Genomic DNA, 13,632 nt, shown 5'->3' on the forward strand with positions numbered 1-13,632 from the left:
CTTGAACGACTTAACCAATGGCCATCTGGAACCCATTTCCATCGGCCACACACAGTACCGTTTACGTCGTAAATGGTTAAAACCCGTTTAAGATTAACATGAATCTTTTCTTAATTTACAGCACAATGAAATTGTTGATATGCACAAATTATGGCCCGGCCCGCGCGGCTCTTGCGCGTCCCTCCCTGCCGGACTTGTTTGATCCGACCTGAAGGAAGTCCTGCAGCATGAGCCTTGAAAGCGTACGCAACCACCTTGCCAGTGCCGCCCCCGAACTTGAAGTCATCGTGACGGAAGACAGCAGTGCCACGGTCGACCTTGCCGCGAAGGCACATGGGGTCGAGCCCGGTCAGATTGCCAAGACGCTGTCGTTTCAGCTCAAGGACAAGATCTTTCTGGTTGTTGCCCGCGGCGATGCCCGCATGGACAACAAGAAGGCGAAAGCAACCTTTGGTGGCAAGGTGAAGATGCTGGGCCTTGATGAAGTGGAAACGCTGACGGGACACCCCGTCGGCGGCGTATGCCCTTTCGGCCTCGCCCAGCCGTTGCCTGTCTACTGTGATGTCTCTCTGAAGGAATATGACGTGGTCATTCCCGCCGCCGGCGCCACCAATGCCGCCGTCAGGATACCGCCGGAGCGCATGGCGGAAATCACCGGTGCAGAATGGGTGGATGTCTGCCAGCCACCGCAGGATGTGTCGCCGCAGGCATAAGAGCCACATGAAGCCAGGCATTCGCCCGGTGCCTGGCAGGCGTTACGCCCGGTAATAGTCCTGGTACCATTCGACGAACCTGGCAACGCCTTCCTGCACTGTGGTCTTCGGTCGGTACCCCGTAAGGCTTTGCAGCAGATCCGCATTGGCCCATGTCGCCGGAACATCGCCGGCCTGGATCGGCATGAGATTGCGTTCGGCGGTCCGGCCCGTAGCCGCCTCAATGGCTTCGATGAACTCGGTCAGCTGAACGCAGGTCGAGTTGCCGATGTTGACCACGCGCCAGGGGGCTACCGGCGAAAGGCTGTCGCCTTCCTTCACCTCTTCTCCCTCGGCCGGGCGAACAGGCACTGCGTCCATCAGCAGCCGGATGCCTTCGACGAGATCTTCCACATAGGTGAAGTCGCGTTTCATGTCGCCGTAGTTATAGACGTCGATCGGCTTGCCTTCGAGAATCGCCTTGGTGAACTTGAAGAGAGCCATGTCGGGCCGTCCCCAGGGCCCGTAGACGGTGAAGAAGCGGAACATCGTCACCGGAAGGTCGTAGAGATGGGCATAGGAATGCGCCATCGACTCCGTTGCCTTCTTCGTCGCCGCGTAGAACGACATCTGGTGGTCGGCCTTGTCGGTCTCCGCATAGGGCATTTCGGTGTTGGCGCCATAGGCGGACGACGTGGACGCCAGCAGCATGTGTTCCGGCGGGAAGGCCCTGGCTGCCTCGAGCAGTTCGAACGTGCCGCAGATGTTGCTTTCCAGGTAGGAGCGTGGCGCTTCGATGGAGTAGCGGACGCCGGCTTGCGCTGCCAGATGAATGACAAAATCCGGCCGCTCGGTACGGAACAGGGACATCAGCAGGTCCGGCGCCTCAACGCGGTCGTTCACCGGCTTGAAATGCTCGTTCTGCATCAGCATCTGCTGCCGGCGTTCCTTCAGGCGGACATCGTAGTAATCCGTCATGGCATCGAGGCCGATCACTCGAAAGCCATCCTTCAGCAGTCGGGTACACAGGTAAAAGCCGATAAACCCCGCAGAGCCGGTCACCAGAACGGTTTTCATGATTTGCCCAAAGCCTTTCGATCAAAAATTCATTTTACAAAACGCGTAAGTAGGTCAGCCAAGTTATTAAAAGGCTTCGAAGGTTCGGGCAATGGCGAAGTCTGTCCGAACCCTCTTGGCCTCCTGGAACTGCGACACTTACAGACGCCACAACACCTAGTACAAAATGAATTACCGCGGCGTGACACGCCAACAGAGCCTCGGAAAGGCCACCGGTCTCCGAACGAAATTCCAGCTCGTCTGGCCGGGATATCGTATCGGTCCCACAAACGAAAAAGCCACCAGCGTCCTTGTAACGCGGATGGCTGTTTTTCGGATGCCAGGGCAGGTCATCAGCCCCGCAAGGTCACCTTCGGCCTCTTGTCAGATGCCGCCACCGTCGGCGGAGAAGCTGTTCAGGAACCCGCGCTTGCGCAGATATTCAACGATCTCCTCGGCAACTTCTTCCGGTTCCCGGCCGACGTTGCGAATATGGAGTTCCGGATTTTCCGGCGCTTCATAGGGGCTGTCGATACCGGTGAAGTTCTTGATCTCGCCCCGGTCGGCCTTGGCATAAAGGCCCTTCGGGTCGCGTTTGCGGCATTCCTCGATGGGCGTATCGACAAAGACCTCGATGAACTCACCGTCCTCCAGGAGATCGCGCGCCATCTGACGCTCCGAGCGGAACGGCGAGATGAAGGATACCAGCGTGATCATGCCCGCATCCGCAAAGAGTTTGGCCACCTCACCGACACGGCGGATGTTTTCCACCCGGTCGGCATCGGTAAAGCCCAGGTCCTTGTTGAGGCCGTGGCGGACGTTGTCGCCGTCGAGCGTATAGGTGTGCCGCCCGTCGACATGCAGTTTCTTTTCGACGATCGACGCGATGGTCGACTTGCCGGACCCGGAGAGGCCGGTGAACCAAAGGACTGCCGGCTTCTGACCGAGTTTTTCAGACCGGGCATTCTTGTCGACGTCGAGGGCCTGCCAGTGAATGTTGCTCGCCCGGCGCAGCGCGAACCAGACCATGCCCGCACCAACCGTCGAGTTGCTCATCCGGTCGATGAGAATGAAGGAACCGGTCGTGTGGTTGGCCTCATAGGGATCGAACGGCACCGCGGAGGACAGTGAGAAATTGCAGAACGCGATTTCGTTCAACGCCAGCGTCTTGCCGGCCACATGCTCGAACGTGTTGACGTTGATCTTGTGCTTGATCTCGGAGACCGTCGCCGTCACCGTGCGAGTGCCGATCTTCAGCAGATAGGGCCTGCCCGGCAGCAGCGGCTCGTCCGACATCCAGATGACATGGGCGGCAAACTGGTCGGCAACATCCGGGCGATGTGCGGTCGAGGTCAGAAGATCGCCGCGGGAGATGTCGATTTCATCTTCCAGCGAAATGGTGACTGCCTCGCCGGCCCGGGCGGAGCTGACTTCGCCGCTTGCGCCGATGATCGACTTCACCCTGGACTGCTTTGCCGGACCGGCAACCACCAGTTCGTCGCCAACCGACACCTGGCCGCTGGCGACCGTACCGGAATAGCCGCGGAAATCGAGGTTGGGCCGGTTGACCCACTGCACCGGGAAGCGGAACGGGGCTTCCAGCACATGCTCGCCCACCTGAACCGTCTCCAGGTGCTCCAGCAGGGTCGGTCCGGAATACCAGTCCATCTTGTCGCTGCGCCCGGTGACGTTGTCGCCATAGCGCGCCGACATCGGAATTGCCTGCAGGGTTTCGAAATCGAAGCCGTTGGCAAAGACCTCGAATTCCTTGCGGATTTCCTCAAATCGTTCCTGGGAATAGCCGACAAGGTCGATCTTGTTGATCGCCAGCACGACGTGGCGGATGCCCAGCAGCGACGCGATGAACGCGTGGCGACGGGTCTGGACCATCAACCCGTTGCGGGCATCAACCAGCAGCACGGCAAGGTCGGCGGTGGAAGCGCCGGTGGCCATGTTGCGGGTGTATTGTTCGTGGCCCGGGGTATCGGCAACGATGAACTTGCGCTTTTCGGTCGCAAAGAACCGGTAGGCAACGTCGATGGTGATGCCCTGCTCGCGCTCTGCCTCAAGACCGTCGACCAGCAGTGCCAGATCGATGTCCTCTCCCACGGTGCCATGCTTTCTGGAATCGCGTTCCAGCGCGGCCAACTGGTCTTCGAAGATCAGCTTGGTGTCGTAAAGCAGGCGGCCGATCAGGGTCGACTTGCCATCGTCAACGGAACCGCAGGTCAGGAAGCGGAGCTGGTCCTTGCTTTCCTGTGCCAGGATATATTCGGTGACGGCTGTCTCTGCAGCTTCCTGTATGTTCTCGATCGTCATCTTAGAAATATCCTTCCCGCTTCTTCTTCTCCATCGACGCGCTTTCATCCTTGTCGATGAGGCGGCCCTGGCGTTCGGATGTACGGGCAATCAGCATTTCGCGGACAATGGCGGGCAGCGTATCGGCATCCGATTCAATGGCGCCGGTCAGCGGGTAGCAGCCGAGCGTGCGGAAGCGGACCATCTTTTCCTCGATCTCTTCGCCGGGCTGCAGTTTCATGCGGTCGTCGTCGACCATGATCAGCATGCCGTCGCGGTTCACGACCGGGCGCTTTGCAGCGAAATAGAGCGGCACCATCGGGATGTCTTCCGTCAGGATGTATTGCCAGATATCCAGCTCGGTCCAGTTGGACAGCGGAAACGCACGGATGCTCTCGCCCTTTGCCACACGGGCATTGTAGAGGTTCCACAGTTCCGGCCGCTGGTTCTTCGGGTCCCAGCCGTGATTGGAGTTGCGGAAGGAGAAGACGCGCTCCTTGGCGCGCGACTTTTCCTCGTCCCTGCGCGCGCCGCCGAAGGCGGCATCGAAGCCGTATTTGTTCAGCGCCTGTTTCAACGCCTCGGTCTTCATGATGTGCGTATGAACCGAGGAGCCGTGGGAAAACGGGCCGATATTCTTTTCAAGCCCTTCCGGATTGGTATGGACGATCAGGTCCATGCCGAGACGCGCGGCGGTCTCGTCACGGAAGGTGATCATGTCCCGGAATTTCCAGGTCGTATCCACATGCAGCAGCGGAAACGGCGGCTTGGACGGATAGAATGCCTTCATCGCCAGGTGCAGCATGACACCGGAGTCCTTGCCGATGGAATAGAGCATCACCGGATTGGAGAATTCGGCCGCGACTTCGCGGATGATGTGGATGCTTTCTGCTTCCAGCCGCTTCAGATTGCTGAGGCGCTCGGGCGAGATCCCGTGAGATTGCATGTTCATGTTCGCTTTTCCGTTTGGCCGGCGAACCGGCCGTATCAATCGTTCGGCACGGGCCAACCGCCCGCGCAATTTTGCAAATCGTCAGGCGGCGGGCGCGACGTCCCGCAGGAGGTTTCTGCACCCGGCTGCCAGAAAAAACGGGTTCCGCAGGTCGTCCTTGCGGGCGTTTTCCGGCACCCGGTAGACAAAGTCCTCGCCGGTTGAAGCCAGAACGACCGCCCCGCCGGCGGCGCGCACAACTGCATCACCGGCGGCAATGTCCCATTGCATCGTGGGCGCAAGACGGGGATAGAAATCGGCCCGGCCGGCGGCCACCCAGCACAGCTTCAGCGACGAGCCGACGTTAAGCTGCTCGGCGACACTCAGCCGTGAAATCAGGGCAGAGGTTTCTTCCGAAAGATGAGAGCGGCTGGCGAGTACGCTGATGCCGTCCACCGGCGGCGTGCGAACGGTGATAGGCGCAACATCGCTGATGCCGCCGTTCGCGATGGTTCCCTTGAAGGCCCTGGTTTCGGTTTTGCCGTTTTCCCGGAATTCCCCACCCCAATAGATCTCTTCGAGGGCTGGTGCGGAAACCACGCCGAACACCGGGCGGCCATCCTCGATCAGGGCGATGTTCACGGTGAACTCACCGTTCTTCTTCAGGAATTCCTTGGTACCGTCGAGCGGGTCGACCAGGAAGTACCGCGCACCTGCCGCAGGCAGCTTGCCGGCTTCGACCGCTTCTTCGGCCACCACCGGAATGTCGGGGAACTTTTCCGCAAGGCCCGCAAGAATGATTTCCTCGGCTGCCGCGTCGGCCTTGGTCACCGGAGACCCGTCGACCTTGTTCTCGACCTCGAAAGGTTCCGCGTAGATTTTGAGGATTTCGTCTCCAGCCCTCAGGGCCAGCCGGTTCAAGAAAGATATCTGGTCTTCAGTCATCGATGCCTCAATTCGCGCCGGGAAATATTGCCCCCCGCGCTGTCCGCCCGCGTGGCTGTCCCGTAAATAGAAAGGTACAGTGTATCAATTCAAGGAATGGTGTTCCACGTTTTCGCCAGAATACAAAAAGCTCAGGTTTCTCTGACCGTCGCAAGGGAGCTTTTGTTTCTCCCAACATGGTCCTATGCAGGGCTTTACCTGACTGATCCATACGTGGATTCACCGATTGGCAAGGGCTTTGCGCCTAAACTTACCCCAAATGGGGGTTAAAGTGCCCTTGGACACCATGAGAATGCGAGAAACCCATGTCGGACGCCAAACCATTTCCGCACACACCTGCGGATGAGAGCGCCAGCGAACAGATGCCGCGGGAGCGGCGGGCACGCGTGTTCAAGAAAGGCAAGATGGTCTTTCAAAACGGGCTGAGATCCATTCCCTGCATGGTGCGCAACATCTCCGAAGGCGGCGCTTTGCTGGAATTCGAGCAGGCCTACATGCTGCCCAAGGAATTCGACCTTCATATCGACCTGGAAGACTATGAAGTCACCTGCGAACGCCGCTGGGAGGAAGGCCTTCGCTGCGGCGTCCAGTTCATCGGCGAGAAACGGCATGTGGCCGCACAGCGCGCGCAAGTGCTGAAAAGCTCCGAAGAAGCGCTGAGAAGCGAACTCGATGAGCGCCGCGACAGCCCGGACAACTTTTTCCAGCGCCGCCACCAGGACGAACCGCATGCCGACGAGCGCACCTCCGTGCGCCGCAACCGGCAGGACGCAAGTGCCGGCGCCGGCAAGCCGACCTTCGGCAAGAGACGCTGATACGCTGCGCGCGGCGAAATACGTCAGATACCCCTGCTCTTCGCGGTGTTCGACAGCCCGCCAGCAAGTGCACCCTGCCGCCCAAGGCAGAATGCCGGCTTCCACACCAGCGCTCAAAATTCCTGGATATGATCCGCCTCCCCGTCGTACCCTTTGAAGATCACGCCAAGGCGTGTTTCGAACCCGGATCATGACCAGGAAACAGCCCGTGGCGACCACCCTCTACGACTTGAGCGTGCCAACCTTCCTGCAAACGGCACGCGCCGTCAGCGGGTTTCTTCAAAAGGCGGCAACCCATTGCCAGCAGACTGGCACCGATCCGGACGACTTCGCGACCGCGCGGCTTTGTCCGGACATGGCTCAGTTCTGGTTTCAGATCGAGTGCGTCGACAATTTTTCCGTCTGGGGCCTGGAAGCAATGAGAACGGGTGCCTTCACCCCGCCGCCGCTTGTCGGACCAGCCCCATATGCGGATCTGCAGGACCGGATCGCGCAGACAGTGACACGCTTGCAGACCTATACGCCTGCCGAGGTAAACGACTGGTCGGGCCGGCCTCTCGACCTTGATCTGGTTCACATCAGCCCTCGGCCGATGCCCCTGACATCGGAAACCTTTCTCCTGTCCTTCCTGCTGCCGAACTTTCATTTCCACGCCGTCACCGCCTACGACATCCTGCGCACGCGCGGCGTGCCGATCGGCAAGCGCGACTATGAAGGCCAGTTGCGGACGAGGCCGGACTGACGGCCCTTGCCCTCACCCTCACCGGCAGAAACGGACGGGCTCGCCAACTGGAAAGCCGCGCAGGCCGTTCATCCAGTTTCAGGGCCGTTTTCAAGACAACTGCGCAAACAGAAATGGCCCACCGGGCAAAACCCGGCAGGCCACAGCGTCAGTGGAGGTTCAAAACCTCTCAGGCCGCTTGGCGTTCACGCTCCAGCGTCCGCACGGTGGCCGGGCGTTCGCTGCACCGCTTCACCCAGTCACGGATCGCCTCGTTGTCCGGCAACATGTCCGGCAGCCACAGGAACGGACCGCTGCACAACAGGTCAACGGCGGAATAGGTTTCGCCCAGCAGGTAAGGCTGCTTTTCCAGCGTTTCCGCCAGCCGCGCGACCATCGTGTCGAAATCGCGCAGGCTTGCCTCCACGGCCGGATGCGTAAACTGGGCGAATTTCAGGATGATGACCGGCTCCATCACGCCCTGATAGTAGAACAGCCAGGACAGATACTCTCCGCGCCCCGGCTGGCCTTCGATCGGCCCAAGCCCGGCTTCGGGAAACTTGTCGGTGAGATAAAGCATGATCGCGCCGCGCTCGCGGATCCCCTCGGCACCATCCACCAGGTAGGGCACCTTCTTTTCCGGATGCGGGTTGGATGCATCTGGCCCGCCCGAGCCATCCTGCCGGCGAACCGTCACTTCCTTCACCTCGACGTCGGCGCCCAGCTCTTCGATCAGGGTCACGATCGCCGAAGACCGGCTGTTGGGAGAATGGTAAAGCGTCAACATGGGAAAGCTCCTTTTCTTTGTGATGCCAAAGGTATAGCTTCCCCCTGCTGACAATTTACGGCAGGAGCAAAAATGGCCCGCATGGACAGGCTGATGCGTCTGATGGATACCCTCAGGCGCCTTCCCCAACCGGTCACCGCCGCGCGCCTTTCCGAAGAGACCGGCGTTTCCCTGCGCCAGCTCTACCGCGATATCGCGACCTTGCGTGCGGGCGGCGCCCTGATCGACGGGGCCGCGGGGGTCGGCTACACTTTGACGGAAGATCCCGTGCTGCCGCCGCAGAGTTTCTCCCGGCTGGAAATCGAGGCGCTGATGCTGGCGCAAAGCGGGCTGGACCAGATCGGCGACGAGACACTGAAAAAGGCCGGCCGCAACGCCATGGCCCGCATCATCGCCACCCTGCCCGACCGGCAGGCGCGCCAGGCCATGCACACGGTGATGCGCAGCTGGCGGCAGCCGGACAAGCGCCCGCCGGTGACGGTGGATCTCGACCTGTTGCGCGAGGCCTGTTGGGAGGAGTTCAGCCTGGTCATCACCTATCGCGACCTGCAGGAGCGAACCACCACCCGGGAAATCTGGCCGATGGGTCTTTCCTACAGCGAAACCTCGCTGCTGCTGCTCGCCCATTGCCGCCTCCGGCAAGACTACCGCCACTTCCACGTCAGCCGGATCGCCTCACTGGCGCGCGGCACCGAAAGCTTCCGCCCCAACCGGGTGGGCCTGATCCGCGACTACATCAAGCAACGGGGGTATGACCGGAACAGGCAAGCTCGACGCGGTGAAGTTGGATAAAGTGCGAATTGGAAACGGACTAACCTCAAAACGGGGAAGTTTCGGGGGAGCAGGTCATACAGTCCTCCACCTTGCCCTTGAATCACTCGTTGAGGCCCCTGTCCGATTACTCCAGGTGTTGGGTGTACATATTCAGTGTAATACCCTTCCGGTTGAGACGGCAGCAGAAAAGGAAAGCCGAGGGCGTCTAGAAAACACGGGGCTATTCAGTGTGATCTGGGTATCACCCGCCAATAGTTCATCGATGGTTTTGCGTCCTCTTTGTAGCATATATTACCCAGAGAGATATTAACTACAGTGGAAAAATGCGCATTTTATCGCCTTTTATTTCTATTGAAACAATATCTCCTGGCTTGCACTCCCACTCTTCACTAAAACCGCCGAGTAAATACCCATCAGGTAGAACTATTGCCACCTCTTTCCTTACCATGCGCACATAGCAAGGACGCCAAACGTCTATTCCTTCGTCTAGCAAACGTACGTATGCTTTCACTCGGCTATTCATAGACATACCCAGGTCCACCTACGCGAAAAATATCTCCTGTGGTGTTGTCTCTAACCACAGATTGTCCAGTTGTCGGGTGTATATCACCAGCAGGAGGGGTCCGGGCGGCGAAGGCCAGATTAGAGACTTACAACATCCTGGCCTATTCGTAGATTGGATAGTGGACCGGGAACACAATGAAAGCCGGGATAAAAATCATCATCCAGTTGGCAGCTTTTCAGCAATTTTTCGGAAGCCGTCAGCATTGAAACCCGTCAAGGTGGGCATCTCCCAATCGAAAAAACGTTTGTCATCAACCGCGTGAAAAATTAGGGATCTGATGCCGGAAAGTTCTGAGTACGTGAGAGCACTATTCGGAACAAATGCACTCACAGCATCATGAAGATATTTTGCAGGCCCCCCGGCAATCTCTGAGCAGACAACAATATCTCCCCTCATTTCAAGATCGGAGAGAGCCTTCTTGATTGCTTGCATTAGAAGATCGTCGATCATCAGTATGGTTCCGTCCTTGTAGGAATTCGAGAAACATAGTCTGAATAGCCCGTGGGTTACTCATTTGGTGCAAAGGGAGTTAGGTGATACCTGACGGAAGCGAAAGGAGCTTGAGCGGCTTATAGAGCTTTTCGATTCTTTCGTCGGGCCAATAGGAACCCACAGCGACCGCTTCCATTTTTTCCATATCAATCCCCGTGGCGACCTGCAAAAAATCGCTGGGACCTGCGTAGATCATGTGCCGGACATCTCCGGTTCGCAGTAAAAGAAATTTAATGGGATCAGAAAAGAAAATACAGCTTTCGAGATAATCTGCTTTGCCATTCTCGTCAAAATTAAAGAAGCTACTCCAGCTCACATCATCAGAGTTATATTTTCTAATGTGCGCTTTTGTAACTTCTAAAGATAGATCATTAATCGGCACCGAATAATACTCAGATATACCTAATTTCATAAGCGCCTCACTGAGACAGCGAACAACGTCGTCACTTACATTATTATCGTCTATTACAACCAACTTCCAGCAATGGCTCTTCACCAGATCTGGAGATATAAGATCTTTATCTTTAATTGCACTCCTCAATAACGTCCAAGTCTTGCAATTAATCACCATATCGAATTTCTCGAGTTGTACCAACGTTCCCGGCGTCGTTAGTCCATTGAAATTCGATGGTCGGTCGCCCATCGTGGCTCGGACGCACAATTACTTTCGTTCCGTGAGGTAGTCTTCCCATACGACGATCAGTATCAATCGTAAGAACATTGGATAGTTTCAAAGCATCAAAATCTGCGTCAGCTTGGGCTCGCGTTCCTCCTGGTATCCGTTCAATACTGCGGACTAACCTCAAAACGGGGAAATTTCAGGGGGGCAGGTCAAATTTGAGACCAATCTAAAGGTGACGCCACAATTGGCGCAGCAGTTATTGCCGACAAAATGAGCGTAACGAAAACTCGGAAAAAGTGGCGCATTGCAGTCAACATAGACCGCTCAAATCCATGCCAAGCGCCTCACCCATCTCCTTAGCCAATGGTGAGCCAGGGCGCGGGAACATATGCGCCTCTACAAAACCAACAAGGATTTCATTTTGAACTTCTGGCGAAGAGTCTTTCACAATTGCAACCACACGATCAAGAACACTTTCACCAAATGCGGATTTAGTGGCAAGTTCAGCATAATCTCGCCCACCGACCGCTCCCCAAAACACAGTTGGAGCTTCTCGGATGAGCTCACCAAATGAGTCATAATAGGAAGGCAAAGAGCTATCTTTCACACTAGGAAAATTCTTTGCTAACCAGCTTACAAAACGAAAGCTTGTATCAATAAGGGACTCACGGTCTTGGGGTAGCAAGTGCATCCTCCATATCAATGATCATGTTCTGCGCTGTCCGAATATCAGGAGTGCTACCCAACGTGCCCTCGAGGTGGGCTAGAGTTTTCCGAGATCAGAGCACGTGAATGCAGTGCCGGTGGCCATCCCATTTGCACCGGTGGCTGTTAGAGCGCGGGCGGTGTTCGCCAGACCGACCGGCGGCGCATTCAATTCCTGCCCATGGCTGGATAGCTTAGCTTCTGCGATATACCTTGTGCGTCGAAAAAATTGCCTTGCCCAAGGACAGTGATAAAGAGCAAGAGGATCTTCGAAAAAACCCTCTGAGCCGCGCAATCATACTTCGATGAACTCGACTTCAGCCCAATTTACGCGCTCATCCGCAAAACGGAACTCTTCTGAGCGGTTCCAAATAAAGCACACAGAGCTAACGCGTTCCCAACCATGACCTAGCCGCTCTATTAGGATTGGAAGCGTCGCGTCCGATATGGCTTCTGCATGTAACTCCATTGAGCACTCATAACATTCCGGGATTTTCCAGTACTTTTTAACCTCAAAGGCAACTATGTTCCCAAGATCTCGAAATGCATCCATAAGGCTCCGTCCAAGCTCTGCGGCTTCATCCTCCGAAGCCACAGAAGAGAGAAACCGTATATTGATATAAGTGGCTTGCGTCATTTGTGTGTAATCTTCCCGTCCAATGATACGTTTGCGTGGGAACCATCCCGAGTAGCCCATCCCAACTGCGACTTCCCCGTATTCGATAGCTGAACATCCCACTCAAATGCTTGACCTTCCGTTCTGGATGGTCCACGCGTCCATTCATTTCCAAATTTGTCGACATACCCCTTGTTCGGACCACGTGGCAAAGGTGTAGTTCCATCCCATTTCTCCGGAGGAACGAATCTTATCTTCCCTGAACTCGGCAACTGAGCCTCTTTGACACGAGCAGACTTCGTCCAGACCTTCCCGGAGCTCAGCGTACCCGGCGGGTACGGTGATTGTTCTGGAGGTACGGAATCAACGTTCGGGCCCTTGTATCCTCCCTTTGTCGCCTTTGTTTTTCCAACAAACTTCGGAGCGAGAGCGAGTCTTACTGTGGTGAAGCTGGTTCCCGGCCCACCGACCGCAGATGCGTCGCTTACATAAGAAATGACTGCCGGATCCCCCACATCCAGCGGATTGGCAAAGAATAAGTCACCTGTAACCGTATTCTTATAGAGGAAACGACCATTGCCGTCTGTCGTTACAAGGTCTTCGCCATCTTCTCCGTAGCCTGTTACATACGGGCCGTTTGACATGGCCGCGATTGCGCCCATTGCCCTGACCGGAGCCGTGAGGTTCCCGTTGCGGAGCAGATCCGCCCAACGACCGGCATCCTCCGGGTTGGCGATCATAGTGCCGAGATAGATCTCAAGGCATTGACGTGTCTCTTCGTCGCTCAGGTTAATGACATACCCATTGGATGTCGTAACGGAGCAAGTTCCTTGTGCGTAGGCAGGTGAAACAAACAATTGCCAGAGATTAAAGCCATGTTGAGGGTTGCAACCAGCAAGCTGTGTCAGGATCGCTTCGTCCGAAAGGTGTCCCGCACGTTTGGCTTGGGCCAGGTCTTTTAAACCTGGGTTTTCATCTCCCATCCTTTCCATGACACTGGAAACGATTGAAGAAGCTGCGTGCCCAACCAGTTTGACGGCTTTGAAAGCATCCCTGACACTCGTATCACTCACATAAAGCTCAAACCCTTCCTGCTTCTGCGAGGTCACTTCCACCACCGCATCCGGATCGCGGTTGAGGTTGGAAAGTTGGGTTTCGGTGGCGGTGGTGTCTTCCGCCGCCTCCAGCTCCGCTTCGGCACGCAGGGCTTCGGCGCGGGCCGTGTCGCCTTCGGCTTCTGCCGCGTCGGCCTCGGCTTCCAGGTCGGCGGCCTTGATGCCGTCGCCGTCGCCGTCGCGCACGGTGATCTCGCCCTCGCCGATGGTGGCGCGGGCAACGCCCTCGGTTTCGGAGTTGGAATAGGCCCCTTCCACCGTGATGCCCGGTTTGGACTTGCCTTCCGGATTGGAACCTATGCTGACGCCGACCGAGCCGGAAACCTGCCGGCCCTTGCGGTGAAGGTCGATATCCGCCGTTTCCAGACGTTCGGTTTCAAGGGTCAGGTCGCCGGAGCGCGAGGCGATCACCCCGCCGGTGATGGAGGTCGTTTCGCCGACGTCGGCATATTATTTGTTTTACTTAACCTGCTCCACTCCATTCAGGAGCTGGAGCCT

14 protein-coding genes are annotated in these 13,632 nt (G+C 56.9%); 4 read left to right on the plus strand and 10 right to left on the minus strand.

Going from position 1 to position 13,632, the window contains the following annotated elements; all coding sequences use genetic code 11:
- Window positions 1-227: 227 nt before the first annotated feature.
- On the plus strand, window positions 228-713 hold the full coding sequence (locus FIV05_RS25630; RefSeq protein ID WP_152511459.1) for a YbaK/EbsC family protein: 486 nt from the start codon (window positions 228-230) through the stop codon (window positions 711-713).
- 42 nt (window positions 714-755) lie between these two features.
- On the opposite strand, the gene FIV05_RS25635 is transcribed toward FIV05_RS25630, so the two are convergent.
- The 4 genes from FIV05_RS25635 to cysQ form a co-directional block, all read right to left on the minus strand.
- The gene (locus FIV05_RS25635) at window positions 756-1,769 is read right to left on the minus strand and encodes an NAD-dependent epimerase/dehydratase family protein (RefSeq protein ID WP_152511460.1); all 1,014 of its coding nucleotides are present in this window, start codon (window positions 1,767-1,769) and stop codon (window positions 756-758) included.
- Between the two features lie 363 nt (window positions 1,770-2,132).
- On the minus strand, window positions 2,133-4,067 hold the full coding sequence (gene cysN, locus FIV05_RS25640; protein WP_055658637.1) for a sulfate adenylyltransferase subunit CysN: 1,935 nt from the start codon (window positions 4,065-4,067) through the stop codon (window positions 2,133-2,135).
- A 1-nt stretch (window position 4,068) separates the two neighbouring features.
- Window positions 4,069-4,998, minus strand: coding sequence for a sulfate adenylyltransferase subunit CysD (gene cysD, locus FIV05_RS25645; protein ID WP_022997880.1), 930 nt, complete (start codon window positions 4,996-4,998; stop codon window positions 4,069-4,071).
- Between the two features lie 81 nt (window positions 4,999-5,079).
- Window positions 5,080-5,922 (minus strand): 3'(2'),5'-bisphosphate nucleotidase CysQ, encoded by an 843-nt coding sequence (gene cysQ, locus FIV05_RS25650; RefSeq protein ID WP_152511461.1) that lies wholly within the window; start codon window positions 5,920-5,922, stop codon window positions 5,080-5,082.
- Window positions 5,923-6,227: 305 nt separating this feature from the next.
- Between cysQ and FIV05_RS25655 the strand changes: the two genes are divergently transcribed.
- Window positions 6,228-6,737: a PilZ domain-containing protein gene (locus FIV05_RS25655; RefSeq protein WP_152511462.1), complete on the plus strand. Its 510-nt coding sequence runs from the start codon at window positions 6,228-6,230 to the stop codon at window positions 6,735-6,737.
- A gap of 208 nt (window positions 6,738-6,945) precedes the next feature.
- Complete coding sequence (locus FIV05_RS25660; RefSeq protein WP_152511463.1) at window positions 6,946-7,479, plus strand: DUF1993 domain-containing protein; 534 nt, start codon at window positions 6,946-6,948, stop codon at window positions 7,477-7,479.
- Between the two features lie 169 nt (window positions 7,480-7,648).
- On the opposite strand, the gene FIV05_RS25665 is transcribed toward FIV05_RS25660, so the two are convergent.
- Window positions 7,649-8,245: a glutathione S-transferase family protein gene (locus FIV05_RS25665; protein ID WP_152511464.1), complete on the minus strand. Its 597-nt coding sequence runs from the start codon at window positions 8,243-8,245 to the stop codon at window positions 7,649-7,651.
- 102 nt (window positions 8,246-8,347) lie between these two features.
- Here FIV05_RS25665 and FIV05_RS25670 point away from each other — a divergent pair, with 102 nt between their 5' ends.
- Entirely contained in the window at window positions 8,348-9,037 is a 690-nt protein-coding gene (locus FIV05_RS25670) for a YafY family protein (RefSeq protein WP_286202233.1), read from the plus strand.
- Between the two features lie 703 nt (window positions 9,038-9,740).
- Here FIV05_RS25670 and FIV05_RS25675 read toward each other — a convergent pair.
- From FIV05_RS25675 to FIV05_RS31805, 5 genes are all read right to left on the minus strand, one after another.
- Window positions 9,741-10,034 carry a hypothetical protein gene (locus FIV05_RS25675; protein ID WP_022997886.1) on the minus strand — a complete coding sequence of 98 codons (294 nt, stop codon included), beginning with the start codon at window positions 10,032-10,034 and terminating at the stop codon, window positions 9,741-9,743.
- A 79-nt stretch (window positions 10,035-10,113) separates the two neighbouring features.
- Window positions 10,114-10,719 (minus strand): hypothetical protein, encoded by a 606-nt coding sequence (locus FIV05_RS25680; RefSeq protein WP_152511466.1) that lies wholly within the window; start codon window positions 10,717-10,719, stop codon window positions 10,114-10,116.
- Window positions 10,720-11,008: 289 nt separating this feature from the next.
- On the minus strand, window positions 11,009-11,383 hold the full coding sequence (locus FIV05_RS25685) for a hypothetical protein (RefSeq protein WP_152511467.1): 375 nt from the start codon (window positions 11,381-11,383) through the stop codon (window positions 11,009-11,011).
- Between the two features lie 315 nt (window positions 11,384-11,698).
- Window positions 11,699-12,040 carry a hypothetical protein gene (locus FIV05_RS25690; RefSeq protein WP_152511468.1) on the minus strand — a complete coding sequence of 114 codons (342 nt, stop codon included), beginning with the start codon at window positions 12,038-12,040 and terminating at the stop codon, window positions 11,699-11,701.
- Entirely contained in the window at window positions 12,037-13,545 is a 1,509-nt protein-coding gene (locus FIV05_RS31805) for a polymorphic toxin type 17 domain-containing protein (protein WP_209009787.1), read from the minus strand. Before FIV05_RS31805 ends, FIV05_RS25690 begins: the two co-directional genes overlap by 4 nt.
- Between the last annotated feature and the right edge of the window lie 87 nt (window positions 13,546-13,632).

It is taken from the genome of Labrenzia sp. THAF191a (genome assembly GCF_009363335.1).
Taxonomy (GTDB): domain Bacteria; phylum Pseudomonadota; class Alphaproteobacteria; order Rhizobiales; family Stappiaceae; genus Roseibium; species Roseibium algicola.